Origin of the sequence: Streptomyces sp. AM6-12, from assembly GCF_044327085.1 — a bacterium.
In the GTDB taxonomy this organism is placed as follows: Bacteria; Actinomycetota; Actinomycetes; order Streptomycetales; family Streptomycetaceae; genus Streptomyces.
On sequence record NZ_JBIQWN010000001.1, the window covers coordinates 4,905,353 to 4,931,912 of the forward strand.

24 protein-coding genes and 2 tRNA genes are annotated in these 26,560 nt (G+C 71.9%); 22 read left to right on the plus strand and 4 right to left on the minus strand.

All coding sequences use genetic code 11. From position 1 onward, the window contains the following. Nucleotides 1–38: 38 nt before the first annotated feature. The gene (locus ACE4Q9_RS22235; protein WP_397985978.1) at nt 39–2,258 is read right to left on the minus strand and encodes a CDP-glycerol glycerophosphotransferase family protein; all 2,220 of its coding nucleotides are present in this window, start codon (nt 2,256–2,258) and stop codon (nt 39–41) included. Between the two features lie 865 nt (nt 2,259–3,123). On the opposite strand from ACE4Q9_RS22235, the gene proB reads away from it, so the two are divergent. The 5 genes from proB (at nt 3,124) to ACE4Q9_RS22260 (ending at nt 7,941) form a co-directional block, all read left to right on the plus strand. After that, a complete protein-coding gene (gene proB, locus ACE4Q9_RS22240) occupies nt 3,124–4,230 on the plus strand; it encodes a glutamate 5-kinase (protein WP_397987297.1) in 1,107 nt (368 codons plus the stop codon). Between the two features lie 132 nt (nt 4,231–4,362). Next, a complete protein-coding gene (locus ACE4Q9_RS22245) occupies nt 4,363–4,788 on the plus strand; it encodes a hypothetical protein (RefSeq protein WP_397985979.1) in 426 nt (141 codons plus the stop codon). 93 nt (nt 4,789–4,881) lie between these two features. Further along, the gene (locus ACE4Q9_RS22250; RefSeq protein ID WP_397985980.1) at nt 4,882–6,168 is read left to right on the plus strand and encodes a glutamate-5-semialdehyde dehydrogenase; all 1,287 of its coding nucleotides are present in this window, start codon (nt 4,882–4,884) and stop codon (nt 6,166–6,168) included. Nucleotides 6,169–6,226: 58 nt separating this feature from the next. After that, nucleotides 6,227–6,796: a hypothetical protein gene (locus tag ACE4Q9_RS22255; protein WP_397985981.1), complete on the plus strand. Its 570-nt coding sequence runs from the start codon at nt 6,227–6,229 to the stop codon at nt 6,794–6,796. 80 nt (nt 6,797–6,876) lie between these two features. Continuing rightward, complete coding sequence (locus ACE4Q9_RS22260) at nt 6,877–7,941, plus strand: hypothetical protein (RefSeq protein WP_397985982.1); 1,065 nt, start codon at nt 6,877–6,879, stop codon at nt 7,939–7,941. Nucleotides 7,942–7,947: 6 nt separating this feature from the next. On the opposite strand, the gene ACE4Q9_RS22265 is transcribed toward ACE4Q9_RS22260, so the two are convergent. Further along, a complete protein-coding gene (locus ACE4Q9_RS22265; protein ID WP_397985983.1) occupies nt 7,948–9,027 on the minus strand; it encodes a M48 family metallopeptidase in 1,080 nt (359 codons plus the stop codon). Nucleotides 9,028–9,126: 99 nt separating this feature from the next. On the opposite strand from ACE4Q9_RS22265, the gene ACE4Q9_RS22270 reads away from it, so the two are divergent. From ACE4Q9_RS22270 to ACE4Q9_RS22335, 14 genes are all read left to right on the plus strand, one after another. Further along, entirely contained in the window at nt 9,127–9,291 is a 165-nt protein-coding gene (locus ACE4Q9_RS22270) for a hypothetical protein (RefSeq protein ID WP_397985984.1), read from the plus strand. A gap of 131 nt (nt 9,292–9,422) precedes the next feature. Beyond that, nucleotides 9,423–9,578 carry a hypothetical protein gene (locus tag ACE4Q9_RS22275; RefSeq protein ID WP_366669998.1) on the plus strand — a complete coding sequence of 52 codons (156 nt, stop codon included), beginning with the start codon at nt 9,423–9,425 and terminating at the stop codon, nt 9,576–9,578. Between the two features lie 56 nt (nt 9,579–9,634). Further along, nucleotides 9,635–10,336 (plus strand): nicotinate-nucleotide adenylyltransferase, encoded by a 702-nt coding sequence (gene nadD / locus ACE4Q9_RS22280; protein ID WP_397985985.1) that lies wholly within the window; start codon nt 9,635–9,637, stop codon nt 10,334–10,336. A 16-nt stretch (nt 10,337–10,352) separates the two neighbouring features. Beyond that, nucleotides 10,353–12,113 carry a LytR C-terminal domain-containing protein gene (locus ACE4Q9_RS22285; protein WP_397985986.1) on the plus strand — a complete coding sequence of 587 codons (1,761 nt, stop codon included), beginning with the start codon at nt 10,353–10,355 and terminating at the stop codon, nt 12,111–12,113. 120 nt (nt 12,114–12,233) lie between these two features. Further along, the gene (gene rsfS / locus ACE4Q9_RS22290) at nt 12,234–12,677 is read left to right on the plus strand and encodes a ribosome silencing factor (protein WP_397985987.1); all 444 of its coding nucleotides are present in this window, start codon (nt 12,234–12,236) and stop codon (nt 12,675–12,677) included. Continuing rightward, nucleotides 12,677–13,345 carry a histidine phosphatase family protein gene (locus ACE4Q9_RS22295; protein WP_397985988.1) on the plus strand — a complete coding sequence of 223 codons (669 nt, stop codon included), beginning with the start codon at nt 12,677–12,679 and terminating at the stop codon, nt 13,343–13,345. Before rsfS ends, ACE4Q9_RS22295 begins: the two co-directional genes overlap by 1 nt. A 97-nt stretch (nt 13,346–13,442) precedes the next feature. Beyond that, nucleotides 13,443–13,515, plus strand: a tRNA-Ala gene (locus tag ACE4Q9_RS22300). A 133-nt stretch (nt 13,516–13,648) separates the two neighbouring features. Next, nucleotides 13,649–13,882 carry a hypothetical protein gene (locus ACE4Q9_RS22305; protein ID WP_037655034.1) on the plus strand — a complete coding sequence of 78 codons (234 nt, stop codon included), beginning with the start codon at nt 13,649–13,651 and terminating at the stop codon, nt 13,880–13,882. Between the two features lie 125 nt (nt 13,883–14,007). Further along, nucleotides 14,008–14,080 (plus strand) — tRNA-Ala (locus tag ACE4Q9_RS22310). Between the two features lie 249 nt (nt 14,081–14,329). After that, nucleotides 14,330–17,203 (plus strand): leucine--tRNA ligase, encoded by a 2,874-nt coding sequence (leuS, locus tag ACE4Q9_RS22315; RefSeq protein WP_397985989.1) that lies wholly within the window; start codon nt 14,330–14,332, stop codon nt 17,201–17,203. Between the two features lie 128 nt (nt 17,204–17,331). Then, entirely contained in the window at nt 17,332–17,988 is a 657-nt protein-coding gene (locus ACE4Q9_RS22320; protein ID WP_397985990.1) for a hypothetical protein, read from the plus strand. A gap of 103 nt (nt 17,989–18,091) precedes the next feature. Beyond that, complete coding sequence (locus tag ACE4Q9_RS22325; protein WP_397985991.1) at nt 18,092–18,937, plus strand: DegV family protein; 846 nt, start codon at nt 18,092–18,094, stop codon at nt 18,935–18,937. A gap of 228 nt (nt 18,938–19,165) precedes the next feature. Further along, on the plus strand, nt 19,166–20,143 hold the full coding sequence (locus ACE4Q9_RS22330; RefSeq protein ID WP_397985992.1) for a helix-hairpin-helix domain-containing protein: 978 nt from the start codon (nt 19,166–19,168) through the stop codon (nt 20,141–20,143). Beyond that, nucleotides 20,140–22,875 carry a ComEC/Rec2 family competence protein gene (locus ACE4Q9_RS22335; RefSeq protein WP_397985993.1) on the plus strand — a complete coding sequence of 912 codons (2,736 nt, stop codon included), beginning with the start codon at nt 20,140–20,142 and terminating at the stop codon, nt 22,873–22,875. Before ACE4Q9_RS22330 ends, ACE4Q9_RS22335 begins: the two co-directional genes overlap by 4 nt. Here the strand turns inward: ACE4Q9_RS22335 and ACE4Q9_RS22340 are convergent. Beyond that, nucleotides 22,872–23,417, minus strand: coding sequence for a DUF3761 domain-containing protein (locus ACE4Q9_RS22340; RefSeq protein ID WP_397985994.1), 546 nt, complete (start codon nt 23,415–23,417; stop codon nt 22,872–22,874). The genes ACE4Q9_RS22335 and ACE4Q9_RS22340 overlap by 4 nt on opposite strands. A 254-nt stretch (nt 23,418–23,671) precedes the next feature. Here ACE4Q9_RS22340 and ACE4Q9_RS22345 point away from each other — a divergent pair, with 254 nt between their 5' ends. The 3 genes from ACE4Q9_RS22345 to holA all read left to right on the plus strand — a co-directional run bounded on the left by ACE4Q9_RS22345 (nt 23,672) and on the right by holA (nt 25,902). Continuing rightward, complete coding sequence (locus ACE4Q9_RS22345; protein ID WP_397987298.1) at nt 23,672–24,562, plus strand: YceI family protein; 891 nt, start codon at nt 23,672–23,674, stop codon at nt 24,560–24,562. A gap of 41 nt (nt 24,563–24,603) precedes the next feature. Continuing rightward, nucleotides 24,604–24,849: a hypothetical protein gene (locus tag ACE4Q9_RS22350; protein ID WP_397985995.1), complete on the plus strand. Its 246-nt coding sequence runs from the start codon at nt 24,604–24,606 to the stop codon at nt 24,847–24,849. Nucleotides 24,850–24,912: 63 nt separating this feature from the next. Next, nucleotides 24,913–25,902 carry a DNA polymerase III subunit delta gene (gene holA, locus ACE4Q9_RS22355; protein ID WP_397985996.1) on the plus strand — a complete coding sequence of 330 codons (990 nt, stop codon included), beginning with the start codon at nt 24,913–24,915 and terminating at the stop codon, nt 25,900–25,902. Between the two features lie 248 nt (nt 25,903–26,150). Here holA and rpsT read toward each other — a convergent pair whose 3' ends face one another. Further along, nucleotides 26,151–26,417 (minus strand): 30S ribosomal protein S20, encoded by a 267-nt coding sequence (gene rpsT, locus ACE4Q9_RS22360; RefSeq protein WP_397985997.1) that lies wholly within the window; start codon nt 26,415–26,417, stop codon nt 26,151–26,153. Between the last annotated feature and the right edge of the window lie 143 nt (nt 26,418–26,560).

The following is a 26,560-nucleotide window of genomic DNA, read 5'->3' on the forward strand; positions in this document are numbered from 1 at the left end:
GGCGGGCGCCGGTGCGGCCGGGTGCGGCCGCGGCCGGGTCAGGCGTCGATGAGGCCGTGCTCGCCGGTGGGCTGCCGCGGGATGCGGGCCTGGGTGAGGGCCCCCGGCGCGGGCGCGGGCGTCCGCTCGGCCAGCGGGATCACCGCGGGGGTGGGCTCCTGCTCGCCGAGGAACAGCCGGCGCACCACACGCTCGGCCGCGTTTCCGTCGTCGAACTGCACGAAGCGCTCACGGAACGCGGCGCGCAGCTCGGCGGCCCTGGCGTCGTTCCAGGCACCGGAGCGGAAGACCTCGATCAGCTGGTCCTCGTCGGTCGCGGTGGCACCCGGCGTCTCGCCCGGCTGGCCGGAGAGGATGTCGAAGTAGACACCGCGGGCTTTGCGGTAGACCTCCCAGTCGTCCGCGTAGGTGACGATCGGGCGGTCTAGGCACGCGTAGTCGAACATGATGGACGAGTAGTCCGTGATCAGCGCGTCGGCGGCCAGGCAGAGGTCCTCCACCACCGGGTACGTGGACACGTCCTTGATCAGACCGCGCTCCTGGAGGGCCTCCAGGCGGGGGTCGGCACCGTAGAAGTAGTGGGTGCGCACCAGGACGACGAAGTCCGGGCCGAGCTCGGAGCAGAAGCGCTCCAGGTCGATGCGGGGGACGTAGCCCTTCTGGTAGTCGCGCACGGTCGGGCAGTACAGGATGGCCTTCTTGCCGTCCTCGATGCCCAGCTCGCGGCGGATGCGCAGCACGTCGTCACCGTCGGTGCGGAAGTAGACGTCGTTGCGCGGGTAGCCGAACTCGATCGCCTCGAACGCGCAGGGGTAGACCCGCTCCCAGTTCTCCGTGGAGTGCTGGTTGGAGGTGAGGCTGAGGTCCCACTTGTCGGCCCGCTCCAGCATCTTGGCGAAGCTCATGTTCTTCGCCGCCGCCGGGTACTTCTGCTGGTCGATGCCCATCTGCTTCAGCGGGGTGCCGTGATGGGTCTGGAGGAAGACCTGCTCGGGGCGCTTGACGATGTTGTTCGGGAAGTTGACGTTGTTGACGAGGTACTTGGCGCGGGCCATGACCTCCCAGTAACGCGGCGAGTTGGCCACCACGTAGTCGACGCCCGCGGGGACCTTGTCCACCATGTCGCGGCGCACGATCCACACCCCGTGCACGTTCGGGGCGAGTTCCTTGGCCTTGTCGTAGATGGCCGCGGGGTTGCAGGCGACACCGCGGTTCCAGTAGGCCGCGTAGACCGCGAGGTTCTCGTCCACCGGGCGGCGCAGGTGCAGCCGGTACAGCCGGTCGTAGGCGGTCTTGCCGAGCTTGGTCTTGACCTTGGTGGCCCGCTGGATCACCTGGCGGCGGGTGTTGCCGGCGGCGGTCACCGCGGCGTACGCCGTGTAGGAGCCGCGCTCCAGCAACTGGAACCGGACGCCCTGGGAGCCCTCCGGCAGCACGAAGCCCTTGGGCTTGTAGCGCTTGTACGAGGCTGCCGCGAGCTTGAAGAACTCCGCGCGGTCCTTGGGGACGATGCGGTCCTCGCGGGCCAGCGTGAACAGGTAGTGGCTCGCCGCGCGCTCGAACAGCAGGGGGCGCACCGGCTCCGCCTCCGGGTGCTCGTCGAGGAACTCGAAAAGGCGGGCGTACTGCTGGAAGATGCCGAAGTGCTTGCGGCCGGGCGTGCGCATCGAGTTGCCCTGGCGGCGCTGGCGGTACTCGACGCAGACGTGGTCGGTGGCGGCGATGCGCTCCGCGGTCAGCATGGTCTTGTAGACCATGAGCGCGTCTTCGTAAATGCCGTCGGTGAAGATGAAGTTGTTGCCGACGTAGAACTCGCGGCGGTAGGCGCGGTTCCACACGACGGCGAACATGGTGAGGAAGTCGGGCCGTTCGAGGGCCGTGAAGACGTCCGTGCCCGCGCTCGCCAGGAGTTCACCGGCCGCGCTCGCCTGGACCCGGTTGTTCCAGTACGTGCGCACGTGGTTGAGCAGCAGGATGTCCGGATTGCCCGTGGCCTCCAGGCGGTCGGCGATCGCCTGGAGCGCGCCGTCGGCCAGGGTGTCGTCGCTGTCCAGGAAGAGGATGTACTCGCCGCGGGACTTCAGCGCCCCGGCGTCGCGCGCCTTTCCGATGCCCCGGTTCTCCTCGAAGTGCACGGGTATGACACGGCTGTCGAGGGCGGCGTATTCATCGAGTATCTTCCCGCACGAGTCGGGGGAGTGGTCGTCGATGGCGACGATCTCGAAATTCTCGAAGGACTGGGACAGAATGGAGTCCAAGCACGCGCGCAGATATCCCTGGACTTTGTAGACAGGGACGACAACGCTTATTTTCGGCGAAGCGTTTCCATTCGCTACGGGCATGCTTGGGGCTCCTGGACTGTCGGTCAGACTCTCAACCGCCTCCCGCTGCCGGTGCGGCGAGGGAGGCGAGAGGCACAAGGAGTGCGAGGTTAAGGGGCGTTTAACCCTACCCTAACGTGCGCTACCGGATGGTCTCACCGTACGACCGCGCGGGGCCCGGCGGCACGGGTGTGGCGTGACTCACGGGCGTGCGCGAAGGGGCTCCCGCATGGCCGGATCCGGTGCCGGGGCCGGACGGCGTCGGCGCGCGGGAGTGGCCACCCGGCCGGGTAAGAGTAGGTGAGCCCACGGTGAGAACGGCGCCTTCGGCGGAGCGAACCGGACGATCCGGTCAACTCGCCCCGCGCTGCGGTCGCCGGGTCCTGTGGTGCGGATGGTGTGTGCCCCGGACCATGGATTCGCGCCGGATGGGGTGGATTCGACACGGATCGGCACACCGCGCGCACACCCGGCGCGTACCCGAACGCCCGCCCGGCCCCGCGTGCGGCACCGCACGCGCCGGCTAGCGGTGGCAGAGGGGGCATGCGGAATTCCTTCGAGAGCCGGAAAAGAAGCCGGAAAGGGAAAAGCACCCCTCCCTTCTCGAATGGCGAACCCGTGAAGTGAAGGGCCGCGCGGACCCCGTTTTCCGCCGTTCCCCGGCGCAGCGCGGGCCCCGGCCCGGCGTCCGGAGGGCGAAACCGGAGCGCGCCGCAGGCCCCCGGTCGCGTACATTGCGCAGCACGAGGCCGGTACACGGGCGAGAGGGACGGCGGGCAAGGTGGCAAGCGCGAGGCAGGCCGTGGGCGCGGCTCGCAGGATCGTCGTCAAGGTGGGGTCCTCCTCCCTGACCAGCGCGGCGGGCGGCCTGGACGCCGACCGCGTGGACGCTCTGGTGGACGTCCTGGCCAAGAGCCGGGGCACCGGCGACCGGGAGGTCGTCCTCGTCTCCTCCGGAGCCATCGCCGCCGGGCTCGCGCCGCTCGGGCTGCGCCGCCGGCCCCGCGACCTCGCCCGGCAGCAGGCCGCCGCCAGTGTCGGGCAGGGGCTGCTGGTGGCCCGCTACACCGCCTCCTTCGCCCGCTACGGCATCCGCGTCGGCCAAGTCCTGCTCACCAGCGACGACATGAGCCGCCGCGCCCACCACCGCAACGCCTCGCGCACCCTGGACAAGCTGCTCGCGATGGGCGCCCTGCCGATCGTCAACGAGAACGACACCGTCGCCACCGACGAGATCCGCTTCGGCGACAACGACCGGCTCGCCGCCCTCGTCGCCCACCTCGTCCACGCCGACCTGCTCGTTCTCCTCTCCGACGTCGACGGCGTCTACGACGGGGACCCTGGCAGGCCCGGCACCTCCCGGATAGCGGAGGTCCGCGGCCCCGCGGACCTCGCGGGCGTCGAGATCGGCAGCGCGGGCAAGGCGGGCGTCGGCACCGGCGGCATGGTGACCAAGGTGGAGGCCGCCCGGATCGCCGCCGCCGCCGGCATCCCGGTGGTGCTGACCTCCACCGTGCACGCGGCGGACGCCCTCGCCGGCGGCGACACCGGCACGTACTTCCACCCCACCGGCAAGCGCTCCGCCGACCGGCTGCTCTGGCTCCAGCACGCCTCCACCCCGCAGGGCGCGCTCACCCTGGACGACGGCGCCGTGGAGGCGGTCGTCCGGGGCCGCAAGTCGCTGCTGCCCGCCGGGATCGCCGCCGTCGAGGGCGAGTTCAGCGCGGGCGACCCCGTGGAGCTGCGGGACGCCGCCGGCCGCGCGGTGGCACGGGGGCTCGTCAGCTTCGACGCCAAGGAGATCCCCCGCCTGATCGGGCGCTCGACCCACGAACTGGCGCGCGAACTGGGCCCGGCGTACGAACGCGAGGTCGTACACAGGGACGACCTGGTGCTCCTGCACGGGTGACACTCGTACAGCGGCGCGCACACGACGGCCTCCGGTGGGGGACGTTCCGTAAAACCGCCCCGCGAAGCCTTACGGCCTGCTCAACTTTGTGTGCGAGACATGTTTCCGAGCACTTGGGTGAAGGAGGCCGTCGTGAGACGAGTGCGCCCTGGGGGTACCACCCGAGGTGCCCTGACGAGCGTCGCGGCCGGGGACACCTACGCGGAACCCAGGGACCTGCCCCGGCTGTGGCACGTCACGCTCAGCGTGGCCGGCAAGAGTGTCCCCCTCACGGAGCTGCGCCGGTCCCTGGAACAGCTGGCTCACGACCACCCCTTCCTGCTGACCAGCAGATACGCGAGCGACCACGCCGAGATCCGGTACTGGGAAGAGGCCCGCGACCTGCATGACGCGGCCGCCGTCGCCCTGCGCCTGTGGGGCGAGCACCGGCTCAGCGCCGGGCTGCCCCCGTGGGAGATCGTCGGTCTGGAGGTCATCGACCGCGAGACGTACCACCAGCGCGTCGCGGAGGGGTACGGGCCGCCGCCCGCGACCCCCGTAGGGGTCCACCCCTTCTGATCCCCTACCGGAGCCTGTTCCCTTACCGGAGTTTCCGTCTCGGGGTGTGAAACGTGCGCGGAAGCCCTCCGCGCCGCGCACTACCCTTCCCCCATGACCACGCTCTCGCCGTACGACTCGATGTCCCCGGTCACCCAGGCCGCCTACCGGGCCAGGGCCGCCGCCGCCGACCTCGCGCCGCTGCCGCGCGCCGCGAAGGACGACGCGCTGCTGGCGATCGCCGACGCCCTGGAGGTACGCACCGGGGAGATCATCGAGGCCAACGCCGAGGACGTGGCCAGGGCCCGTGAGAACGGCACCAGCGAGGCCATCGTGGACCGGCTCACCCTCACCCCCGAGCGGGTCCGGGCCATCGCCGCCGACGTCCGCGACGTGGCGGGGCTGCCCGACCCGGTCGGCGAGGTGGTCCGCGGCTCCACCCTGCCCAACGGCATCGACCTGCGCCAGGTCCGCGTCCCGCTCGGCGTCGTCGGCATCGTCTACGAGGCCCGGCCCAATGTCACCGTGGACGCCGCCGCCCTCTGCCTGAAGTCCGGCAACGCCGTCCTGCTGCGCGGCTCCGCCTCCGCCTACGCCTCCAACACCGCCCTCGTCCGGGTGATCCGGGACGCGGTCGGCGGCGCCGGGCTGCCCGCCGACGCCGTACAGCTGGTGCCGGGGGAGGGCCGCGAGTCCGTGCGCGAGCTGATGCGCGCCCGCGGCCTGGTCGACGTCCTCATCCCGCGCGGCGGCGCCTCCCTGATCAGGACCGTGGTCAACGAGTCCACCGTCCCCGTCATCGAGACCGGCACCGGCAACTGCCACGTCTACGTCGACGCGCAGGCCGACATCGACATGGCGATCGACATCCTCGTCAACTCCAAGGCGCAGCGGGTCAGCGTGTGCAACGCGGCCGAGACGCTGCTGGTCCACCAGGACATCGCCGCCGAGTTCCTGCCGCGCGCCCTGGACGCCCTCGCCGAGGCCGGCGTCACCGTGCACGCCGACGAGCGGGTCATGGCCCACGCCAAGGGCTCCAGGGCCACCGTGGTCGAGGCGACCCCGGAGGACTGGGAGACCGAGTACCTGTCGTACGACATCGCCGCCGCCGTCGTGGACTCCCTCGACAAGGCCGTCGAGCACATCCGGCTGTGGACCTCCGGGCACACCGAGGCGATCGTCACCACCTCGCAGCAGGCCGCCCGCCGGTTCACCCAGTTGGTCGACTCGACCACGGTCGCCGTGAACGCCTCCACCCGGTTCACCGACGGCGGTCAGTTCGGCTTCGGCGCGGAGATCGGCATCTCCACCCAGAAGCTGCACGCCCGCGGCCCGATGGGCCTGCCGGAGCTGACCAGCACCAAGTACATCGTCACCGGCGACGGGCACGTCCGCCGCTGACCTCCGGCGGTGCCGGGCGTCTCGACAGGTGGATGAATTTCCATACCGTCTGCCCAAATTGATCCCCCAGGTCTACTCTGGACGCGTGCCGGAGGACGTGGGGGGCACGCCGTTCCCTGACGGCTGGGAGCCCGACGACGACCACGACCGCGGGGTGTCGGACGAAGAGTTCGCCTCCGTGGTCTTCGACGAGGACTTCGTACGGGCGGCCACGGTCCATGAGCCGACCGCCGTCGAACGCCTCCTCGCCGCCGCGGAGGCCAGAGCCGAGGCATCCGAGGCGGCCCGCCGCGCCCGCGCCCGCCGCGAGCGGTACGACGACGGTTACGCTGGCGCCGACCTCCGCGAGGACCCGGACGACGACTTCGATGACCTGGACGACGGCTACGCCCTCGGTGGGGGCCCCTTCGATGGTCACGGCAAGCAGGCCCGCTGGCACCGGCCGGTGGCCTGGGTGCTCGCCGCGGTGCTGGGCATCGGCATGGTCGCCCTCGCCTTCGCCGCGGTGTACCGGGGCGCCTCCTCGGGCACCCGCGACCAGCCGCCGTCCAGCACGACGGGCCAGAACCAGGCCCCGTCGGCGGCGCCCGTCCGCCCCGCGGTGTCGGCGGTGCCCCACCTGCCCTGAGCGGTCCGGGGTGAGGACTTGTCAGAAGTTGTGGTCGGGCGGGGCGTTTACCCGGCGCCCCGGAAACCCACTCTGAAAGTATGGGCGGGCCTTCAGACCCACCGGAGGGGACACCCGAGGGCGGCCCCGGAGGTGCGGAGGACGAATACCGATCCGTCGTCTTCGACGAGTCGTTCGTGCGCGCTGCCCGCCTCCAGGAGTACTCGGCCGAGGAGCGGATGGCCGACCACGCGCCCGCCGTGCGCCGCCGCCCGCTGCACCGGGGGCTCGTCCGCCAGGCGATGGTCCTGGTGCTGCTGATCGCCGTGGCCTTCGGCACGGCCGTCTACATGGGGGTGCGCCACCCCTACGACTCCGCCGAGGCCCCGCGGCCCGTGGAGGCCCTGCGGATGACGGTCATACCGCTCGCCCCGCAGGGCCGGGTGCCCGGCGGGGCGGACGCGGAGACGCTGTACGCGCACAGCCCCGCCGCACAGTTCGACATCGGCGCCGAGGGGGTGCCGCTGCCGGCCGCGCGGAGCACCGCGCACTTCTCCGACACCCAGGTCATGGCGGCGCTGACCACGGCCAAGGACTACATCGTCCGCTCCTCGCTCTACCCCGAGGTGCTCACCGGCCGCACGACGGCTCCCGCGCGGGCGCTGGTGGACTCCGACCAGCTCGCCCAGTTCGACCAGAGCTTCGACCACCCGGCGGCGGACGGCCGGCACGCCCCGACCGGCTGGGTGGTGCGCCTCGACCCGGCCCGCGACCGGCTGGCCGACGACCGGATCCGGGTCCGGGGCGCGCTGCGCATCACCGAGGCGGACCCGGCCGCCCTGGAGGTCAGCGCGGACCACACCTTCGTCTACGCCCTGCGCGCCGCCGGCACCGCGAGCGCCCCCGTCTCCCTGTTCACCGTCCGCCGCGCGCTGACCTTCCGGTTCACCCGCGACGACCTGCGCACCCGGCAGGTCCAGCTGACCACGGCCTATGTCGAGGCCGGCCCGCTGTCCTGCGCCGAGGACGCCACGTCCTACCTGCGCCCCCTCCTGGCGGGCCAGACCACGCGGCCCGGCGCCCCCGCGGGCACCGATCCGTACCGGACGGACAGCCCCGCCGCCCTGTGCGGCACGCTGTCCACGGGGGCTCAGCCCACGACGTGAGGGCGCCTACTCCGCCGCCGCGGCCGGGCCGCCCTTGGCCGGCGGGGGGCTCTTGAAGCCGTCGAAGCCGCGCTTGACCCGGCCGCCCAGGTCGCCCGCGCCGCCCGCCAGGTCGCTGACCAGCTTCATCAGCGGGTCCTTCGAGTCCTTGACGTCGCTCGCGTAGCTCGCCGCGGACTCCCGGAAGGAGTCGCTGACCTTGGCCTCCTTGTCGTCGTCGCGGCGCGGGTAGTGGCCGTCCATGATCCGCTGGTAGTCCCGCGAGCCGGCCCACTTCTTCAGCTCGGCGGCGCGCACGGTGGTGAACGGGTGCGAGCGGGGCAGCACATTCAAAATCTTCAGCACGGAGTCGCGCAGGTCGCCGCCGGAGTCGTACTCCTCGGCCTGCTCCAGGAACGCGTCCACGTTCATCTCGTGCAGGTGGTTGCCGCCCGCGATCTTCATCAGGCCGCGCATCGAGGCCTGTACGTCCTGGCCCACCAGCAGCCCGGCCCGGTCCGCGGACAGCTCGGACTTGCGGAACCACTCCCGCAGCGCCGTGACGATCGCCATGATCGCGAGGTTGCCCAGCGGGATCCAGGCGACTTTGACCGCGAGGTTCGTCAGGAACAGCAGGACGGTGCGGTACACCGAGTGCCCGGACAGCGCGTGTCCGACCTCGTGGCCGACGACCGCGCGCATCTCCTCCTCGTCCAGCAGCTCCACCAGGCCCGTGGAGATCACGATGATCGGCTCGTCCAGGCCGATGCACATCGCGTTCGGCTGCGGGTCCTGGGTGACGTACATCGGCGGGACCTTCGGCAGGTCCAGGATGTAGCAGGCATCCAGCAGCATGGCGTGCAGGTGACCGAACTGCCGTTCGGAAACGCGCATCGAGTCGGAGAGGAACAGCAGCCGCAGGCTCCGCTCCGGCAGCAGCCCGCTCAGTGCCTTGAACACCTGGTCGAAGCCGCTGAGCTTGCGCAGCGCCACCAGGGCGGACCGGTCGGCCGGATGCTCGTACGCCCGCGAGGAGATCCCCGGAAAGCGCGTCCGCTGCCTGCTGGGCACCCGCTCGTGCCCGCTTCGCCGATCGCCGTCGTGCATGTCTTCCCCCAAGTGCGTGTGAGTGCGGTGGCCCCCGAGGCGGGGTTCAGCCTAGGCGGAGATACCGTGGACGGGCAGACAGCCGAAGGAGTCCACGCCATGGAGCACCACCCCGCAGCCGCCCGGCTGACCGAGGCCGCAGCGAGCGCCGCCCAACAGCACGGCGGAGGCCCTCTGCTCCGCATCGTGCTGGTCGTGATGATCGTGGGCTGCGCGCTGACCGCCTGGTTCCTGCTGCGCGGCTACAAGCAGAAGGACGACTGACGGGCCGCCGGAGTTCCCCGCCCCGCCGCCCCCGCTTCCCAACGGCGGAGTCGGCGTGATCGCCGCGGAATGGCCCGCATACGATGAGCCGACGTCTTTATCCCGCCCACACGCGATAGGTCCTGTCGAAGATGATGCTCACCAGCGCCGCAGCCCCGCTGATCTCCCTCGCCGCCGAAGAGGGCGGTCACCACGACAGCCTGAACCCCGCCGTCACCGGCGGCGCCGCCTTCGTCATCCTGCTGCTCCTGCTGTGGATCACCACCCGCTTCAACCGCGACCGCTGAGCCGGGAGACCGGCCCCGGCCGGACGCCGGGAACCGGGCCGGTAGGGTCTGCACGCATGGGAGAGCAGGACATGCCTACCGGTCCGGCGCACGATGGCGCCGCCGACGCCGACATGGTCGACCAGCCGCAGTTCCGCCGGCACCGGCCGGGCCACGGCCCCGCCCGCTCCGGCAAGCGGCGCCTGGGCGTCATGGGCGGCACCTTCGACCCGATCCACCACGGGCACCTGGTGGCGGCCAGCGAGGTCGCCGCGCAGTTCCAGCTGGACGAGGTGGTGTTCGTACCCACCGGCCAGCCGTGGCAGAAGTCCCACCGCCAGGTCTCCCCGGCCGAGGACCGCTACCTCATGACGGTCATCGCCACCGCCGAGAACCCGCAGTTCTCCGTCAGCCGCATCGACATCGACCGCGGCGGCCCCACCTACACCGTGGACACCCTGCGCGACCTGCGCGCCCTCAACCCGGACACCGACCTTTTCTTCATCACCGGTGCCGACGCCCTCGCCCAGCTGCTGACCTGGCGCGACAGCGAGGAGCTGTTCTCCCTCGCGCACTTCATCGGCGTCACCCGGCCCGGCCACCACCTCAGCAACCCCGGACTGCCCGAGGGCGGCGTCTCGCTGGTCGAGGTCCCGGCGCTCGCCATCTCCTCCACAGACTGCCGTGCGAGAGTCGCCAAGGGCGACCCCATCTGGTACATGGTGCCGGACGGGGTCGTGCGCTATATCGACAAGCGCGAGCTGTACCGCGGCGAGTGAGCCGAGAGGGGCACCGGTGAACGACCGATACGACGCGGGGCCGTACGAGATCGTCGGTTACGACGAGTACGGACAGCCCGTCTACCGCCAGGTTCCGGCGCAGCAGGCTCCGGGCGGCTCCTACGACCCCTACGCCCAGCAGCAGGGATACGGCTACGACCCCTACGGCACCGGCACCCAGCAGCCCTACGGGTCATACGGCACCGGGCAGCAGCCGCAGGCCCCGTCGTCGTACCCCGCGGACGGCGGCTACCCCGGCCCCGATGGCTACGGCGGGTACGACCCCTACGGGACCCAGGCCCCGGCGCATCCGGGACACGGGGGGAATTCCGGGCACGACCCCTACGGGCAGACCGCGCACAGCGGGCAGCAGCCGCGCCTCGCCGAGCAGACCGCGCACATCCCCCAGCAGGTGGGACCCCAGGACGAGCCCCGGCACAACCCCTACGCGGAACTCGCGAGCGACGACGACGGGGACGAGGCGCACGCGGACGGCCAACCGGACTACCGCACCGAGCAGTTCGCGTTCGTCGAGGAGCCGGACGGCGACTCCGAGGACGTCATCGACTGGCTGAAGTTCACCGAGAACCGCACCGAGCGGCGCGAGGAGGCCCGCCGCCGCGCCCGCAGCCGGCTCGTCGCCCTCGGCGTCGTGCTCGCCCTCGTCGCGGTCGGCGGCGTCGGCTACCTCTGGTACGCCGGGAAGCTGCCCTTCCTGTCCTCCTCCGCAGCAGGCTCCGGCACGGCCACGGCGGTCGGCGCCCAGAAACGCGACGTGATCGTCGTCCACCTGCACGACACCGGCAAGGGCGGCACCTCCACCGTGCTGCTGGTCGACAACACCACCACCAAGCGGGGCACCACCGTCCTGCTGCCCAACTCCCTGGCGCTGACCGACGACGACGGCTCCACCACGACCCTCGCCAAGTCCGTGGACGACGACGGCTCCTCCGGCACCCGCGACCAGCTGGACACCGTCCTCGGCACCAGCATCCAGGGCACCTGGCGGCTGGACACGCCCTACCTCCAGAACCTGGTCGATCTCGTCGGCAACATCGACATGGACACCAACACCGACGTGCCTGACCCGGACGCCAAGAAGAAGGGCGCCGAGCCGCTCGTCAGCAAGGGCAGCGACCAGACCCTCAGCGGCAAGATGGCCGTCGCCTACGCCACCTACCGGGCCCCCGGCGAGTCGGAGGACGCCCAGCTGGAGCGGTTCGGGCAGGTCATGCAGGCCGTCCTGCGCAAGATCTCGACGGACCCCTCGGACGCCACGGTGACCGTGCAGAGCCTCGCGCAGATCCTCGACCCCTCGCTCACCGACAAGGACCTCGGGGTCTTCCTGGCCAAGCTCGCCGGTCTGGCCAAGGAGGGCGCCTACAAGACGGCGCTGCTGCCGGTGCAGCCCGACGGCACGCTCTCCGCGCGGACCAGCGACAGTGTGGTCAAGGACATCCTCGGCGGCACCGCCAAGAGCCCCGACGCCGGCAGCGCGGTCCGGGTCTCGGTGCAGAACGCCACCGGGGTCAAGGACGACACCGAGCAGGCCCGCGTGGTGCTCCTGAACGGCGGTTTCACCTTCCTGGAGGGCGGCAGCGGCGGCAGCCAGGCGACCTCCGAGGTCGTCTACCAGGACGCCTCGGACAAGCAGAACGCCACCGAGGTCGCCAAGACCCTCGGCCTGCCCGCGACCTCCGTCGCCAAGGGCTCGGTCTCCTCGGGCGCCGATGTCTCCGTGGTCCTGGGCAAGGACTACAAGCCGTCCGGCTCCTGAACACGTCCGCGCAGGGGCGCCCGGTCGCCGTGGCCTGGCGCCCCCCGGTAAACGCGTGGGGTGCCCCCGGCGGTCCGTGAGACCCTTGAGGTTCAGTGCCCGCCGACGGAAAGCCATGCAGTGACCGCCACCGATCGTTCCCTTGAGCTCATCAACGTCGCCGCCCAGGCGGCCGCGGACAAGCTCGCCCACGACGTCATCGCCTACGACGTCAGCGACGTCCTGTCGATCACGGACGCCTTCCTGCTCGCCTCCGCGCCGAACGACCGCCAGGTCAAGGCCATCGTGGACGAGATCGAGGAGCGCCTCCAGAAGGAGCTCGGCGCCAAGCCGGTGCGCCGCGAGGGCGATCGCGACGCCCGCTGGATCCTGCTCGACTACGTCGACATCGTGGTCCACGTCCAGCACAGCGAGGAGCGCGTCTTCTACGCCCTGGAGCGGCTGTGGAAGGACTGCCCCGAGCTGGAGCTGCCCGCCGACGCCAAGGCCACCCGCGGCAAGGGCGAGGAGCACGCCAAGCTCCAGGAGTCCGAGGCCGGCGGTGAGCCGGGCGGGGAGTGGTGATGAGCGCCACAGGTGAGGTGACCGACCGCAGGGACCGGGGCCGCCGCGTCATCCTGTGGCGGCACGGCCAGACCTCGTGGAACGTGGAGCGCCGCTTCCAGGGCAGCACCGATGTGCCGCTGACCGAGACCGGCGTCGGGCAGGCCCGCCGCGCCGCCCGGCTGCTGGCCTCCCTGCGCCCCGACGCGATCGTCTCCTCGGACCTCGCGCGGGCCGCGGACACGGCCGCCGAGCTGGCCGCCCTCACCGGCCTCGACGTCACCCGCGAGGAGGGCCTGCGCGAGACCTACGCGGGCGTCTGGCAGGGGCTGACGCACGAGGAGATCATCGCCCGCCACGGTGAGGAGTACGCCGCCTGGAAGCGCGGCGAGGCGGTCCGCCGCGGCGGGGGCGAACTGGAGACCGAGGTCGCCGACCGGGCCGCGCCCGTCGTCCTGCGGCATGTGGAGAAGCTGCCGGCGGACGGCACCCTGGTGGTCGTCAGTCACGGCGGCACCATCCGCACCACCATCGGCCGGCTGCTCGGCCTCCAGGCCCCGCACTGGGAGAGCCTCGGCGGCCTCTCCAACTGCTGCTGGTCCGTGCTGGGCGAGGGCGCGCGCGGTTGGCGCCTGCTGGAGCACAACGCGGGGACCCTGCCCGAGCCGGTCCTCGGCGACGACGACTGAGCCGGCGACGGCGTCCCACACCCCGGATTTCACTTTCCGGCAGGTCACAGGCTAAAGTTCTTCTTGTTCGCCCCGCCGAGCGGGAAGAACACAGCAAGGGGCTATAGCTCAGTTGGTAGAGCGCCTGCATGGCATGCAGGAGGTCAGGAGTTCAATTCTCCTTAGCTCCACAGGAGGAAGATCCCGTCCCCGTCAGGGGGCGGGATCTTCTGTTTGTGCTACTGAAGCGTCGCTGACCGTGTCGGTCCCCTCATGGCAGAATCGGACGGCCGGAAGGGGGCGCGGTCCGACGGGAGCTGATCGATGGGTGCACACAGGCGGAAGTGCGACTGGTGCGGCAGCGGTACGCCCATCGTGCGCGACATGGAGCCGGTCAACGCCGACTACCAGTACTGGTGCGAGGAATGCGCGCGGGCGCTGATCATAAAAGGCGACCCCATCGAGACGTACCGGGAGCTGGAGGGCGAGCCGATCTACGGGCGCCTCCTGGAGGAGCACTGCACCCTCAAGAGGTTCTACTCCTTCGTCGCCGCCTGAGTTGATCATCGTAAAAACGGACATTCGTGACCAAGTGGGCGCGAGGGAAACCGATTTGGCGCTCCGGCCCAGTGCCTGTAATGTTTACGACGTCGCCGGGGGAACCGGGCGGAGAAACAAAACAAGGGGCTATAGCTCAGTTGGTAGAGCGCCTGCATGGCATGCAGGAGGTCAGGAGTTCAATTCTCCTTAGCTCCACAGAAGTCGAGAGCGGATCATCCGGAAGGGTGGTCCGCTCTCGGCCTATTCGTGCCCTGTGTCCCCGCCCGATCGGTGCCTGCGGTACCCTAGGCGCCATGCGTGCCGTACGCCTTCTGCTTAGCGGGCCGCGCTGATCAGTCCCGACCCCGGTGTTTCTGTGAGGTCGGCATCGGCGCGGCGTCCCCTCCTGCGTGAGGGGATTTTTCATTTCTGCAGGCAGAGACGATCGATGGAGCTTTGAGGATCATGAGCGAGACGAACCCCGCTGCCGCCGCGACGGGCGCGGAAACCGCCCCGTACCGCTACACGGCCGCCATGGCCGCCGAGATCGAGGCACGCTGGCAGGACTTCTGGGACGCCGACGGCACCTATGCCGCCGCCAACCCGCAGGGCGACCTGGCGGGCGAGGACGCCGCCAAGCCCAAGAAGTTCATCATGGACATGTTCCCGTACCCCTCCGGTGCGGGCCTGCACGTCGGCCACCCGCTGGGCTACATCGCCACCGACGTCTACGCCCGGTTCCAGCGCATGACCGGCCACAACGTCCTGCACACCCTGGGCTTCGACGCCTTCGGCCTGCCCGCCGAGCAGTACGCGGTGCAGACCGGCACGCACCCGCGCGTGTCCACCGAGGCCAACATGGAGAACATGAAGGCCCAGCTGCGCCGGCTGGGCCTGGGCCACGACAAGCGCCGGTCCTTCGCCACGATCGACCCCGGGTACTACAAGTGGACCCAGTGGATCTTCCTGCAGATCTTCAACTCCTGGTACGACGACGAGGCCCGCAAGGCCCGACCGATCGCCGAGCTGATCGCCCAGTTCGAGACCGGTGAGCGCGCGATTCCGGGCACCACGCGCGGCTGGAACGAGCTGAACGCCGCCGAGCGTGCCGACGTCCTGGGCGAGTACCGCCTGGCCTACGCCTCCGACGCGCCGGTCAACTGGTGCCCCGGCCTGGGCACCGTGCTGGCCAACGAGGAGGTCACCGCCGACGGCCGCTCCGAGCGCGGCAACTTCCCGGTCTTCAAGTCCAAGCTGCGCCAGTGGAACATGCGCATCACCGCCTACGCGGACCGCCTGCTGGAGGACCTGGAGGAGCTGGACTGGCCCGAGGCCATCAAGCTCCAGCAGCGCAACTGGATCGGCCGCAGCGAGGGCGCCCGCGTCGACTTCCCCGTGGACGGCGAGCGGATCACGGTCTTCACCACCCGCCCGGACACCCTGTTCGGCGCGACCTACATGGTGCTGGCGCCCGAGCACCCCCTGGTCGACAAGTTCACCCCTGCGGCCTGGCCCGAGGGCACCCACCAGGCGTGGACCGGCGGCCACGCCACCCCCGCCGAGGCCGTCGCCGCCTACCGCGCGCAGGCCGCCGCCAAGTCAGACGTCGAGCGCCAGGCCGAGGCCAAGGACAAGACCGGCGTCTTCACCGGCGTGTACGCCACCAACCCGGTCAACGGCGAGCAGATCCCCGTTTTCATCGCCGACTACGTGCTGATGGGCTACGGCACCGGCGCGATCATGGCCGTCCCGGCGCACGACAGCCGTGACTTTGCCTTCGCGCGCGCCTTCGAGCTGCCGGTGCGCTGCGTGGTCGAGCCGACCGACGGCCGGGGCACCGACACCGCCGACTGGGACGACGCGTTCTCCTCGTACGACGCGAAGATCGTCAACTCGACCGGCGAGGGCGTCACCCTGGACGGCCTGGGCGTCACCGAGGCCAAGGCGCGCATCACCGAGTGGCTGGAGCGCAAGGGCATCGGCCGGGGCACCGTCAACTTCCGGCTGCGCGACTGGCTGTTCAGCCGCCAGCGCTACTGGGGCGAGCCCTTCCCGATCGTCTACGACGAGGACGGCATCGCCCACCCGCTGCCCGAGTCGATGCTGCCGCTGGAGCTGCCCGAGGTCGAGGACTACAGCCCGCGCACCTTCGACCCGGACGACGCGAACACCCAGCCCGAGACCCCCCTGTCGCGCAACGCGGAGTGGGTCAACGTCACCCTGGACCTGGGCGACGGACCGAAGAAGTACCGCCGCGAGACCAACACCATGCCCAACTGGGCCGGTTCCTGCTGGTACGAGTTCCGCTACCTGGACCCGCACAACGACCGGAAGATGGTCGACCCGGAGATCGAGCGCTACTGGATGGGCCCGGCCGAGGGCCGCCCGCACGGCGGTGTCGACCTGTACGTGGGCGGCGCCGAGCACGCCGTGCTGCACCTGCTGTACGCCCGCTTCTGGTCCAAGGTGCTGTTCGACCTGGGGCACGTCTCCTCCGCGGAGCCGTTCCATAAGCTGTTCAACCAGGGCATGATCCAGGCCTACGTCTACCGCGACAGCCGCGGCATCGCCGTGCCGGCCGCCGAGGTGGAGGAGCGCGACGGCGCGTACTACTACCAGGGCGAGAAGGTCAGCCGCCTGCTGGGCAAGATGGGCAAGTCCCTGAAGAACGCGGTGACCCCGGACGAGATCGCCGCCGAGTACGGCGCCGACACCCTGCGCCTGTACGAGATGGCCATGGGTCCGCTGGACGTCTCCCGCCCCTGGGACACCCGCGCGGTCGTCGGCCAGTTCCGGCTGCTGCAGCGGCTGTGGCGCAACATCGTGGACGAGAACACCGGCGAGGTCACCGTGGTCGACGCGGCGCCCGACGAGGACACGCTGCGCGCCCTGCACAAGGCGATCGACGGGGTGCGGCAGGACCTGGAGGGCCTGCGCTTCAACACCGCCATCGCCAAGGTCACCGAGCTGAACAACCACCTGACCAAGGCCGGCGTCACCCTGCCGCGTACGGTCGCCGAGCCGCTGGTGCTGATGATCGCCCCGCTGGCCCCGCACGTCGCCGAGGAGCTGTGGCGCCGCCTGGGCCACACCGACTCGGTCGTCCACCAGGACTTTCCGGTCGCCGACCCCGCCTACGTGGTGGACGAGACGGTGACCTGCGTCGTCCAGATCAAGGGCAAGGTCAAGGCCCGCCTGGAGGTGCCGCCGGGCATCTCCGAGGAGGAGCTGGAGAAGGTGGCGCTGGCCGACGAGAAGGTCGCCGCGGCGCTGGACGGCGCGAGCATCCGCAAGGTGATCGTGCGCGCGCCGAAGCTGGTGAACATCGTTCCGGCGTAATCGCGACGCCTCTCGGGGTACTCCCCTAAGGGCAGGTTCGGGGTTTTTCTGGAACCTCGGGCCTGCCCGCTGCGTTTACCGTTGAGGAGTGCCGCGACGCGTGGCGCACCGGCCCGAGGAGGAGCGTCGTGGAAGCAGTGATCATCGTCATCGCCCTGTTCTTCCTGGCCTTCGTCGCCCTGGGCGCGTACGCCACGGTCAAGGTGGTGGGCGCCGCCAAGCGCGGCGTGGACCGCACCATCGTCCAGGCCCGGCGCACCGTCGAGGACCACACGCTGCGCGCCAAGTCCTTCGCCCAGGTCGGTCCCGCAGCCGAGCTGGCCCAGCTGCGCCTGACCCTGCGCACCTCCATGCGCGCCACCCAGGACGCACTGCACGCGGGCGCGGCCGAGGACGAGTCGCTGAAGGAGTCCCTGGGCCTGTTCCAGCGCCTCAGCGCGCACGGACACGAGCTGGACGCCGACCTCAAGCGCCTGGAGGCCGAGCCCGACCGCGCCACGCTCGCGTACCGGCTGCCCGATCTGCGCGCCCGCACAGAGCGCATCACCCAGTCCGCCGACGCCCTGCGCTGGGCCGTCCGCGACCGCGCCCGCCGCTTCGCGGATGACGATCTCGGCACCCTGAGCGCCCAGATCGACATAGAGGCCGACGCCCTGCGCCACTGGACCCGGCCCGGCGCCACCGAGGAGCCGGCCCCGGAGCCCACGCCCCACTCCCTCACCCCGCCCACCCCGCGCCCGTCCTACCCCTGGCAGAAGGCTCCCCGCCCCGAGAGCACCACCTGACCTTCACCGGATCACCCGGGTTCCGGGCGTGAGGGGGCCGCCCCCGGGCACACGTCAGGGGCCGGGCTGCCGCGCGTGCGTCCCGGCGGGTAACCTCCAGCTCATGTCCCGCCATGTCGCCATCGTCACCGATTCCACGGCCTACTTGCCGCACCGGACGATGGAGCGGCACGGCATCACCGCGGTCCCGCTGACCGTCGTCCTTGGCGACCAGGCCCTCGAAGAGGGCACCGAGATCTCCACCCGCGCCCTCGCCCAGGCCCTGACCAAGCGGCGCCCCGTCACCACCTCGCGCCCCAGCCCCCAGGTGTTCGCCGAGACCTACCGCAGGGTCGCCGAGTCCGGTGCGCGCGGCATCGTCTCCCTGCACCTGTCCGGAGAACTGTCCGGCACCTACGACGCGGCCGTCCTCGCGGCCCGTGAGGCACCGGTGCCCGTGCGGGTGGTGGACACCGGGATGGTCGCGATGGCCCTCGGCTTCTGCGCCCTCGCCGCGGCCGAGACGGCGGAGGCGGGCGGCACCGTGGACGAGGCCGTCACCGCCGCCGAGAAGCGGGCCGCCGGCACCTCCGCCTACTTCTACGTCGACACCCTCGACTATCTGCGCCGCGGCGGCCGCATCGGCGCCGCCCAGGCCCTGCTCGGCTCCGCGCTCGCGGTCAAACCCCTGCTCCGGCTGGACGACGGCCGCATCGGACTGCTGGAGAAGGTCCGTACGGCCTCGAAGGCGATCGCCCGCCTGGAGGAACTCGCCGCCGAACGGGCCGGGGACGCGGAGGTCGACATCGCCGTCCACCATCTGGCCGCCCCCGAACGCGCCGCCGCGCTCGCCGACCGGCTGCGCGAACGAGTTCCGGGGCTGGGGGAGTTGCACGTCAGCGAGGTGGGAGCGGTGATCGGGGCGCACACCGGGCCGGGGCTGCTGGGGGCGGTGGTCTCGCCGCGGTGAGAACGGACGCCGCGGTGAGAACGGTCTGCGCGGTGCGGTGCGGCGGTCCGTGGTCGGGAATGCTCGACCGCGGTGGGGGTGTCGCCTGGGAGCGGTCGAGGTAGCGGTAGGGCCGGGGCCTCGGGGAAGGTCACCCACACGAGTGGCGGAGTTATCCACAACCCGCCTGGTTTCCCCGGAATTCGACCAAGATCATCGCGAAGTGCCGGGATGTCCGATCCTCCTCGCATGGCACTTCGATCACGTCCTCGCACCGTCACCCCGACCAGCGGCCCCGGCCGCGGCCCCGCCTCCGACGTCCGCGTGCGGCATCGCGCGAGCGAGCACCGGCGTATCCGGCACCGCGCGCACGCACCCGCGGAGGATCTGCGGCACCGGGCGGAACTCCTCTTCGGCGAACAGGCCGTGCAGCGGCGGGAGTCGGGGAAGGCCCCGCCGGACGCGAGCGCCCACGGACCGGTGCCGTCGCCGGAGCCTTCCGATGCCCCCGTTCCCGTGCCGTCGCCGGAGCCTGCCGATGCCACCGTTGCGGTGCCGTCGGACTGGCGGGAGCGGGCCGGGGCGGCACTGCGGGAGCGGCTGCCGGTGTGGTTGCAGTCGCGGTGCGGTGTGGAGTGGCGCGGGACCGTGGCGCTCGCGGTGCTGCTGGTGGTGGCCGCGCTGTTCGCCGTGCAGCACTTCTGGTCGGGCCGGCCCGAGGCGGTCAGCGCGCCCCAAGTGGTGCGTGCGCAGCCGACGTACGCGAAGACACCCGGCGCGGACCGGGCCGGCGCCGCGACTTTGGGCGGGGAGATCGTCGTGGACGTCGGCGGCAAGGTCCGCGCTCCGGGGGTCCGCCGCCTCCCCGCGGGCTCCCGCGTGGCCGACGCGTTGCGGGCGGCGGGCGGGGTGCGGCCGGGTGTGGACACCGACGGTCTCAACCGGGCCCGCTTCCTGGTCGACGGCGAGCAGGTGATCGTCGGCGAGCCGGCCGCCGTCGCCCCCGCCGGCACCGCGGCCCCGTCCGGCCCGGCCGCACCCGTCTCCCTCAACACGGCCACCGAGGAGCAGCTCGACACACTGCCGGGCGTCGGCCCGGTGCTGGCCCGGCACATCCTCGACTACCGCACCCGGCACGGCGGTTTCCGCTCGGTGGACGAACTCCGCCAGGTCAACGGCATCGGCGACCGCCGCTTCACCGACCTCCGCGACCTGGTACGGCCATGAGCGCCATGTCCGCCCACGACACCGGCCCCGAGCCCGTGCCCGAGCCGGGCCCCATGGACCTGCGCATGGTCCCGCCCGCACTCGCGGCCTGGGTCACGGCGGCGCTGACCCTGGACGCGCCGACGGGCTGGACCGTGTGGATCGCGGCCGTCTCCCTGCTCGGCGGGACGGTCCTGCTGAGCGCGAGCCGGGCGGGCCCGCGGCTGCCGGGCAGGCACCCGGCCTGGGCCCGCTCCTCGCTCGCCGCGGTGCTGCTGTGCGTCGCCGCGTCGGCCACGTCGTCCGGGCTGCACGGCGCGGACGTACGACGCGGTCCCGTCCCCGAACTGGCCCGCCGCTCCGCCACCGTCACCGCCGACATCGAGGTGACCGGCGACCCCTGGCTGAGCAGACCCCGTGTGCGCGGGGACCACACGGCTCCGGTGGCGGTGCTGATCCGGGCGGAGGTGAGACGGGTCGAGGAGAGCGACGGGAGGAGTACACGGACTCGGGCGCCGGTGCTGGTGGTGGTCGACGGGGATGTGGCGGGGCCCGAGGGGGCTGGACCGGCACAGGGGACTCCGGGCGGCCCTGGGCTGCCGGGCCGGGGGCGTAGGGCGGCCGGAGACGGGTCGGCAACGGCGGCCGAGGGTGCCGGGGTGCCGGCGGACGGGGTGGCGGCGTCGGCCGCGGGCTCCCGGGCACGTGCCGGACAAGCCGCCTGGCTTCGGCTGCTGCCGTCCACGCGGTTGCGGGTGGGCGGGCGGCTGGCACCCGCCCTTGCCGGGGGTGACCGGACGGCGGCCGTGCTCAGGGTGCGGGGGCTGCCGGGAGCGAGGATCGTCGCGGGGCCGAGCGGGGCACAGCGGTGGGCGGGCCGGCTGAGGGACGGCCTGCGGGCCGCGACCGATGGACTGCCCGAAGACGCGCGGGCGTTGCTGCCCGGCCTCGTCGTCGGGGACACCTCCCGGATCACGCCCGAGCTGGACGACGCCTTCAAGGCGACCGATCTGACCCACACCCTCGCGGTCTCCGGCAGCAATCTCACCGTGCTGCTCGCCCTGCTCATCGGCCCGCCAGGGCTGGCCCAGCTGACCGAGCGACGGGGCTTGGCCCCGCGCCTGGGGCTCTCCCTCCGGGCGACCGCCCTGCTCGCGGGGACGCTCACGCTGGCTTTCGTGATCGTGTGCCGGCCCGATCCCAGCGTGCTGCGGGCAGCCGCCTGCGGAGCGATCGCGCTGCTCGCCCTCGCCACGGGCCGCCGCAGATCCCTCGTCCCCGCCCTGGCCACAGCCGTACTGCTGCTGGTGCTGTACGACCCGTGGCTGTCCCGCGGCTACGGCTTCCTGCTCTCCGTGCTGGCCACCGGCGCCCTGCTGGTACTGGCTCCGGGCTGGAGCGAGGGGCTGCGGCGGCGCGGGGTGCCGCCGAGGCTCGCCGAGGCGCTGGGCGCGGCCGCCGCGGCGCAGGCGGTGTGCGCGCCGGTCGTGGCGGTGCTGTCGGCACGGGTGAGCCTGGTGGCGGTGCCCTGCAATCTGCTGGCCGAGGCGGCGGTGGCGCCCGCGACGGTGCTCGGGTTCGCCGCGCTGGCGACCGCACCGGTGGCGATGCCGCTGGCCAAGGCGCTCGCCTGGGGCGCGAGTTGGCCGGCCCGGTGGATCGCCGGAGTGGCGAGGGCCGGGGCCGCGCTGCCCGGCGCGGGAGTGGACTGGCCCGGCGGCTGGCCGGGGGCGCTGCTGCTCGCGGCGGTCACGGTGGCCGTCGTCCTGGCCGGGCGGCGGCTGGTGCGGCACCCATGGTGGTCCGGGCTGTTCGGGGCGCTGCTCCTGCTGGCGGTGGTGCGCCCCGCGCCGCTGACCCGCGTGGTGACGGGCTGGCCGCCGCCGGGCTGGCGGTACGCGATGTGCGATGTCGGGCAGGGCGACGCGACCGTGCTGGCGGCGGGCGCCGGAGCCGGGGTGGTCGTGGACGCCGGGCCCGATCCGGCGGCGGTGGACCGTTGTCTCCGGCAGCTGGGCATCACCCGCGTTCCCCTCCTCGTGCTGACCCATTTTCACGCCGACCATGTGGCGGGGCTGACCGGGGTGTTGCGGGGGCGGGAGGTGGCGGCGATCGAGACGACGGGGTTCGAGGAGCCGGGGCAGGAGGCGGAGTTCGTCAGGAAGGAGGCGGCCGGGCGGCACATCCCGGTCACCCGTGCCGTCGCGGGAGAGGAACGGCGCACCGGCCCGCTGTCCTGGCGGGTGCTGTGGCCACCGGCGGGCACCGGTCCGCCGACGGGTACCGGTCCGCCGACGGGCACCGGCCCGCCGGTGGGGATCGGTCCGTTCAGCGGACCCGGCCCGGTCGCCGCCCCCGAGTTCGACGGTCCGAACGACGCTAGCGTGGCCCTGCTGGTGCGCACGGGCGGGCTGCGGTTGCTGCTGCTCGGGGACCTCGAACCCCCGGACCAGCAGGCCCTGTTGAGGTACCCGGAGGCGGCGGGGCTGGCCGGGGTGGACGTACTGAAGGTGGCCCATCACGGATCGGCTTACCAAGACCCGGAGTTGATACGGCTCGTGGCTCCCCGCGTGGCACTCATCTCGTGCGGCACCGGAAACCCTTACGGGCATCCGGCCCCGTCGACGGTGGCCGCGCTGCGGGCCGGCGGCGCGCTGGTGCTGCGGACCGACAGGGACGGGGCGGTCGCGGTGGGCGGGGCCGAAGGTGCGGGCAGGGAGGTGAGGGTGTCGCGGGACGGCCCGTCCCGCTAGCGGTAGAAGACGGCCACGCCACCGTGGTGCGAGCAGGCGCCCTGGTGGTGGGCGGCATAGGAGTAGGTGCCGTCGTTGCACAGGGCGGTGGCGCCGTTGCCGGCGCTGGTAGAGCCTCCCGAGGAACTGGAGCCGGAGCCGCCGCCGCTCGACGAGCCACCGGAGGAGCCGCCAGACGAACCGCCGGAGGAGCCGCCCGACGAGCCTCCGCTGCTGCCGGAACCGGCGGCCGGGGCGTGTGCGGTGACGGTCACCTTCACCTTGACGGTCTTCGTCGCCGTGACCGTCGGCGCGGGCTCGGGTGACGCCGTCTCCGTGGCGGTGGCGGTCGCCGTGACAGTGGCGGCCGGCTGCACCTTGGCGGCCGTCGGCTTGGCGTCGGTCCCGTTGTCCTGGCCGCTCGCACCCGCTCCGATGCCGATGAAGAAGGCGAGTCCGATGGCGGGCAACACGTAGCGCTTGCGAGCCCACTTGGGAGCCGTGCGGGTGGGTGGCTGCGGTGGCTGCGGTGGCATGGCGTACGGCTGGTACGGGTTGCTCATGGGTCCCCCCAAGGTGCGTCGGAGGGATGACCGTAACTCCGTATGTGATGTTCATGTGAAGCTTCGGTGCGGAAGTCTCTTGTTCGTGACATCGCGAGGGTGATGCGAAACGGGCATGGGGCGATCAAAAGCGCTCAGTTGTGGCGCATGCGCTGGATTCCCTTGATGTGGGGCCGTGTTGCCTCGAAAGCCGCAACAGTGATCGAATGGATCTTCGGCAACAGAAGATGTCGAGATGTACAGGGGTGCAGTGGATGTTCGGCCGCTGGCTGGGTAACCGGACGAACGGGGCGCGACCGGCGAGCCCACTGGGGGCGGTTCGGATGCCGGCCGGTGCGGGGGTGATCGGCTGCCGGGTGCTCGACCCGGTCAACCAGCCCGTCACCGGGGCCGAGTTCACGGTCAGCGACACCATGGGGCGCAAGGTGGTGACCGGGGGGACGGACCCGTACGGGTCGTTCCTGGCGATCGTGCCGGCGGGGGAATACCGGCTCGCGGTGACGGCCGAGGGGTTCACGCCCTACCGGGCCACCGTGCTGGTCGGCGAGGACTCCTTCGCCTCGCTGGGCGATGTCACCCTCCAGGTCGCCCCGCCGCCGGAGCCGCCCGCGCCCGGCGAGTGGCAGCTCGACCCCGGCCACTCCTCGATCGGCTTCACCGCGCGGCACATCGGGCTGGCCCGGATCCACGGGCGGTTCAACTCCTTCGCGGGCGCGGTGCGGATCGCCGAGCGGATCGAGCGGTCGGCGGTGCACGTGGTGATCGACGCGGCGTCCATCGACACCGGGGTGCGGATGCGCGACGACCATCTGTGCTCGGGTGACTTCCTGGACGTACGGCGGTTTCCGACCCTGGAGTTCTACAGCGACCGGCTCACGCACCGGGGCGGCAGCCGGTGGACGGTCACCGGCGCGCTGTCACTGCACGGAGTGACCCGCACCGTGACGCTCGACACGGAGTACCTCGGGCTCGGCAACGGCATCGAGGGCGAGACGCGGGCCGCCTGCCGGGCCACCACCGAACTGCACCGGGACGACTTCACGGTCAGCTGGCAGTCGATGCTGGCGCGGGGGATCGCGGCGGTGGGGCCGAGCATCCGGGTCGATCTGGACGTACAGCTCGTGCCCCAGGGGCCCAGGGGCTGACCTGGCGCTTCGCTGCCGCGGGGGTGTCGGACAATGGCGGCGTGAGCGATGTGAGACATGTGCTGGTGCTGCCCGACCGGGACGCGGCCGAGGAGGCGGCGGAGGCGCTCGGGGAGCGGTTCGCCCTCGACGAGGAACCCCGGCTGCTCCGGGACGCGCTGGCCGGCGAGGACGACGCCGAGGACGCGCAGTGGCTGGTCGTGCTGGCCGACGAGGAGGAGCGGCTGGATCCGCAGGAGCTGGACGAGTTCGCGGGGGAGTGGGACGGGTGGCGCGAGGAGCCGTAGCCCGCCGGGGGCCGAGAGGCGTGAGCCGGGGCGTTGTCGGTGGGGCGTGGGATGCTTGGTGCGATGGCCAGGAAGACTGCGAATGACGATGTTCTCGCCCCGGTGACGCTTGCCGTGGGCCAGGAGGACCTGCTGCTGGACCGCGCCGTGCGGGAGGTGGTCGCCGCCGCGCGCGCCGCCGACGCCGACACGGATGTACGGGACCTGACCCCGGACCAGTTGCAGCCCGGCACGCTCGCCGAGCTGACCAGCCCGTCGCTGTTCGCCGAGCGCAAGGTCGTCGTCGTACGCAATGCGCAGGATCTGTCGGCCGACACCGTCAAGGACGTGAAGGCGTACCTCGGCTCGCCCGCCGAGGAGATCACGCTGGTGCTGCTGCACGCGGGCGGCGCCAAGGGCAAGGGCCTGCTGGACGCCGCGCGCAAGGCGGGGGCGCGGGAGGTGGCCTGCCCGAAGATGACCAAGCCGGCGGACCGGCTGGCGTTCGTGCGGGGGGAGTTCCGTACGGCGGGGCGGTCCGCTACGCCCGAGGCGTGCCAGGCGCTGTGCGACGCGATCGGGAGTGATCTGCGGGAGCTGGCGTCGGCGGTGGCGCAGTTGACCGCGGATGTCGAGGGGACGATCGACGAGGCCGTCGTCGGGCGGTACTACACCGGGCGGGCCGAGGCCTCCAGCTTCACGGTCGCGGACCGGGCGGTGGAGGGGCGTACGGCGGAGGCGCTGGAGGCGCTGCGGTGGTCGCTGTCGACGGGGGTGGCGCCGGTGATGATCACGAGCGCGTTGGCGCAGGGGGTGCGGGCGATCGGGAAGCTGTCGTCGGCGCGGGGCGGGCGGCCGGGAGATCTGGCGCGGGAGCTGGGGATGCCGCCGTGGAAGATCGACCGGGTACGGCAGCAGATGCGGGGGTGGACGCCGGACGGGGTCTCGGTGGCGATGCGGGCGATCGCGGAGGCGGACGCGGGGGTGAAGGGCGGGGGTGACGATCCCGAGTACGCCCTGGAAAAAGCCGTGGTCACCATCGCCCACGCGGCCCGCTCGCGCGGCCGGGGATAGCGACCAGCGGCCCCGGGGCTCCACCCCAGCCCCTCCGCAGCCGTTCCTCCCAGCCGCCCCCCAGACACGCCGAAAACCCCGCCCCCCACCCTGGGGAAGGGCAGGTGAGGCGGGGTTTTCGGGTCAGGATGCTGAAGCCTCACCCGCGTGGCGAACGCAGGCCGCGTGAGGCTTCGGGGCTGCCGGTCGGGAGCGGATGAGAGAGGGCCCGCTCTGGGTCTTTCCGGCGGTCAGATCAAAGGGGTCGTTCAGCCCTGGATGGACGCGACCTTGGAAGCAAGCGCCGACTTCTTGTTGGCGGCCTGGTTCTTGTGGATGACGCCCTTGGAGACGGCCTTGTCGAGCGCACGCGCGGCAGCGCGCTGGAGCTCGACGGCCTTGGCGGTGTCACCCGCGGCAGCGGCCTCACGGGCCTTGCGGATCGCGGTCTTCAGGGAGGACTTGACGGCCTTGTTGCGCAGCCGCGCCTTCTCGTTGGTCTTGATCCGCTTGATCTGGGACTTGATGTTCGCCACGAAGGAGCCTTTTCAGGTTCAGGCACGGGGCCGCACGGGTCCCGTACCGGTGATCCAAAATTTCTCTGATCGTGCCTCGGCCGAGAGGGCATGAGGCACAGCCATCTACAGTACCAGTGGCCCTGCGAGCGGCCCAAAACGCC